The sequence below is a fragment of the Micromonospora sp. genome (assembly GCF_048594385.1).
In the GTDB taxonomy this organism is placed as follows: domain Bacteria; phylum Actinomycetota; class Actinomycetes; order Mycobacteriales; family Micromonosporaceae; genus Micromonospora; species Micromonospora wenchangensis.
Genome location: NZ_JBMDWU010000320.1, coordinates 1 through 4,179, shown reverse-complemented (window position 1 = coordinate 4,179; position 4,179 = coordinate 1). Strand labels below are relative to the sequence as shown.

The following is a 4,179-nucleotide window of genomic DNA, read 5'->3' as shown; positions in this document are numbered from 1 at the left end:
CCCCCGCCGCCGCCGTGCCGGCGGTCGGCCACCCGGCGGGCCCCGCCACGGGCGTCGCCTCCGCAACCGCCGGGCCGCAGGCCGCCCGCGCGGCGGGCTGGACGCCGGTGCCGGGCACGGCGCAGGCCCGGTCCGCGCCGGCCACCGCCACCTACGGTGGTGAGCTGCACGTCTTCGTGCAGGGCCCCGACGGGCAGGTACGGGTCAACCGGTACGACACCAACCCCGACTCCTGGTCCGGCTGGTCCACCGTCCCCGGTGACGCCATGGCGACCTCGGCACCGGCGGCGGCCGTCTACGGCGGGGAACTGCACCTGTTCGTGCAGTCCGACCAGAAGGTCCGCACCAACCGGTACGCCCTGGACACCGGCACCTGGTCCGGCTGGAGCACGGTCGGTGGCACCACGTCCGCGTCGTCGGCCCCGTCCGCCACCGTCTACGGCGGCCAACTGCACCTGTTCGTCCGGGGCGCGAACGGCAAGGTCCGCACCAACCAGTACACGCTGGACACCGCCGCCTGGTCCGGCTGGGCCACCCTCGCCGGCCCGACCGGTGCCAACTCGGCCCCGTCCGCCGCCATCTACGGCGGATACCTGCACGTCTTCGTCCGGGGCACGAACGGCAACGTGCGCGCCAACAGGTACTCGCTGTCCACCGGCGCCTGGTCGGGGTGGAGCGACGTGCCCGGCACCGCGCGTGCCGCGTCCGCGCCGGCCGCCCTGGTCTACGGTGGCGGGCTGCACGTCTTCGTCCGCACCGGCGGCGACGACCTGCGCACCGCCTGGTACCTCCAGGACTCCGGCGCGTGGACGGCCTGGAGCACGGTCGACGGCCCCGGCCAGACGATCTCCGCCCCGGCGGGAAGCGTCTACGGCGGTCTGGTGCGACTGTTCGTCCAGGGCGCCGACGGCGAGGTCTACCAGGGTCAGCCCTGACGGTTGCCGCTGCGCCGCCGTCCCGTCCACCGACCCGGTGGGCGGGGCGGCGTCGTGCCGGGGCCGGACGGTGGTGTGCGGAGTCCGGGCCGGACGGTGTGTGCAGCGTCCCGGGCCGCACGGTGGCGTCTAGAGTCCGGGCATGGATGCGCAGGGACGACGGGCGGTCGTGGTGGGTAACAGCGACGGTGTCGGGCTGGCCCTGACCCGGCAACTGGTGGCCGCCGGCTGGACGGTCGCCGGGGTGTCCCGCAGCGGCACCGACCTGACCGCCCCCGGGTACACCCACCATGTCGCCGACGTCACCGGCGACACCTACCGCACGGTGCTGGCCGAGGCGGTCGACCGGCTCGGCGGGGTGGACGTGTGCGTCTACGCGGCGGGGGTCGGTGAGTTCTTCGACCTCGGTGACCTGGCGGCGCAGACCCGGGCGCTGGAGGTCAACCTGATCGGTGCGGCGCGCACCGTGGAGGTGGTCGTGCCGGCGATGGTGGCCGGGGGCGGTGGTCACCTCGTGGGCCTGTCCAGCCTCGCCGACGCCGCCCCGTCGGCCCAGGCCCCCGGGTATGCCGCCGCCAAGGCCGGGTTGACGTCGTACCTGGTGGGGCTGCGGGGCGCGCTGCGGCCGCACGGGGTGCGGGTGACCGTCGTGCGGTTCGGGTTCGTCGACACCAAGATGGCGAAGTCGCCGGTCAAGCCGATGCTGCTCAGTGTGGAGCGGGCCGCCGACGTGGTGCGCGACTGCCTGCGTACCCGGCCGGCGGTCGTCTCCCGGCCCCGCCGGATGGCCGCGGTGGTGCGGGCGGCCGGGGTCGCGGCGAGGGTGGCCGCCCGGCGGTGAGCCGTACCGGCGGGGCGGCCCGGACAGCGCCTTGAATTCGCCGGGACCACCGTGCGATTCTTGTGCGTCGATGAGTGGCCGTGTGCGGGGCCGACCGTCGTCCAAGGGCAACCGGGAGCCGTGGGTTTCCGGGGGACGGCGACAAGTGCGACGAAACGACGTCCGCAGTCCGTCCATCCGTCCCGCCCGCCGTCCCGACGCTCCTCGTGGTGCGACGCCACCCCGACCGGCCGCGGTGCACGGTGGTGACCCCCGAAGGAACCCCGTATGAACAGACTTTCCGCCCCACCGTCGCGCCGGTCGCGTCGCGGCCCGGGGCGCGCGACGGCGCTCGCCGCGAGCCTGCTGCTCGCCACCGGTGGGCTCGCCGTGACCGGCCCGTCGCCCGCCGACGCGGCCGCCGACCCGGTGGCCGTGACCGTCAACGCCAACGCCGGACTGGCCACCGTGCCGGCCACCGCGTTGGGCGTCAACCACGCCATCTGGGACTCCCAGCTCGGCACGGCCGAGACGTCCGACCTGCTCAAGGCCGCCGGTGTGCGGATGATGCGCTACCCGGGCGGCTCGTACGCCGACATCTACCACTGGCGTGACCACACCGCGCCCGGCGGGTACGTCGCCCCGGACACCGACTTCGACACGTTCATGGCCGCCGCCCGGCGGGTCGGCGCGCAGCCGATGATCATCGCGAACTACGGCACCGGCTCCCCCGCCGAGGCCGCCGACTGGGTGCGCTACGCCAACGTCACCAAGGGGTACGGCGCGAAGTGGTGGACGGTCGGCAACGAGAACTACGGCAACGGGCACTACGGCTCGGCCTGGGAGGCCGACGACCACCCCGACAAGAGCGCCAGCCAGTACGCCCGGCTGGTGGTCGAGTACGCCGACGCGATGAAGGCGGTCGACCCCACGGTCAAGGTCGGTGCGGTGCTGACCATGCCGGGCAACTGGCCGGACGGGATCACCGCCGGCAGTGACCCGGGCCCGTGGAACCGGACCGTGCTCTCCATCGCCGGCCCCAAGATCGACTTTGTGGACGTGCACTGGTACCCGGGCGGCACCGCCGCCGAGTCCCTTTCCCGTACGGCCCACATCGACGAGGCGGCCCACCTGCTGCGCGACCAGCTCGCCCGGTACGCCGGCCCGAACGCCGCCCGGATCGGCATCAGCTTCACCGAGCTGAACGTCGGCACCGGGCAGAACACCCAGCCGGGCGCGCTGTTCCTCGCCGACGCCTACAGCGACCTGCTGGAGAACGGCGTCTTCACGGTCCAGTGGTGGAACGTGCACAACGGCATCGGCACCGTCACCGAGGTCGCCGGGCAGACCGACTACGGCGACTTCGGGCTGCTGTCCAGCGGCACCTGCACCGCCGACAACACGGTCTGCGAGCCGCCGCTGAACACCCCGTTCGCGCCGTACCACGCGCTGTCGATGATGAACCTGTTCGCCCGGCCGGGTGACCAGTTCGTCCGGGCCGCCACCGACGAGCCGCTGGTCACCGCGCACGCCGTGCGGCGGGCCGACGGGGATCTCGCGGTGCTGCTGGTCAACAAGGACCCGGCCAACGCCCGTCCGGTCACCATCGACTACGCCGGTTTCACCCCGTCGGACGCCGCGCCGACGACGTACTCGTTGACCAACGGGGCGTCCGGCGTGGTCACCGGGCAGTCGGGCAGCGCCGGCAGCCGGACGCTGCCGGCGTACTCGCTGACCACGCTGGTGCTGCGGCCGTCGTCCCCGGTCACCGCGCACCCCGCGCCGCCGGGGCAGCCGACGGCGAGCGGGGTGACCGACCGGTCGGCGACGATCTCCTGGTCGCCGGCCCCACCGAAGGGCGCCCCGATCGCCAAGTACGAGGTGTACCGGCAGAACGGCACGGTCAGCGAGCAGCTCGGCGAGACCGCCGGCACCTCGTTCACCGTGGACAACCTCGTGCCCGGCACCCGGTACACGCTCAACGTGCTGACCCGCGACACCGCCGGGAAGGTGTCCTGGTCGTCGTCGCCTGTCACCTTCACCACCGCCGGCCCGGCCGACAGCGGCTGCACCGTCCGGCTCACCACCGCCAGCGACTGGGGCAACGGCTGGGTCGGCAACGTCGAGATCGTCAACAACGGGGCGAACCCCGTCGACGGCTGGACGCTGACCTGGACCTGGCCGACGAGTTGGCAGCAGGTCAGCAGCGGCTGGAGCGCCACCTGGACGCAGACCGGGCGTACCGTGACGGTCGCCAGCACCGACGACAACCGGCGGATCGCCGCCGGTGGCAGCACCACAGCCGGCTTCGTCGGGGCCTACAGCGGCCCGAACGTCCCGCCCACCGGTTTCGTGCTCAACGGCACCCCCTGCAGCGTGGGGTGACCGGGCCGGGTGGCCGTCGGCGCAGCGGTGCTGCGTCGG

At 73.8% G+C, this 4,179-nt stretch carries 2 protein-coding genes and 1 pseudogene; all 3 read left to right on the top strand.

The genetic code is table 11. The features are described from left to right. Positions 1–935, top strand: a pseudogene (locus tag ACOJTC_RS17230) (hypothetical protein); the annotation flags it as partial. Positions 936–1,077: 142 nt separating this feature from the next. After that, positions 1,078–1,776, top strand: a complete 699-nt coding sequence (locus ACOJTC_RS17225) for an SDR family NAD(P)-dependent oxidoreductase (RefSeq protein WP_420117646.1) — start codon at positions 1,078–1,080, stop codon at positions 1,774–1,776. 267 nt (positions 1,777–2,043) lie between these two features. Further along, the gene (locus ACOJTC_RS17220) at positions 2,044–4,140 is read left to right on the top strand and encodes a cellulose binding domain-containing protein (protein ID WP_420117645.1); all 2,097 of its coding nucleotides are present in this window, start codon (positions 2,044–2,046) and stop codon (positions 4,138–4,140) included. Positions 4,141–4,179 lie beyond the last annotated feature (39 nt).

Bases quoted from the DNA above. Each gene is read 5' to 3' on its own strand.
- ACOJTC_RS17220 (WP_420117645.1), top strand. From the start codon at position 2,044: ATGAACAGACTTTCCGCCCCACCGTCGCGCCGGTCGCGTCGCGGCCCG.
- ACOJTC_RS17225 (WP_420117646.1), top strand. From the start codon at position 1,078: ATGGATGCGCAGGGACGACGGGCGGTCGTGGTGGGTAACAGCGACGGT.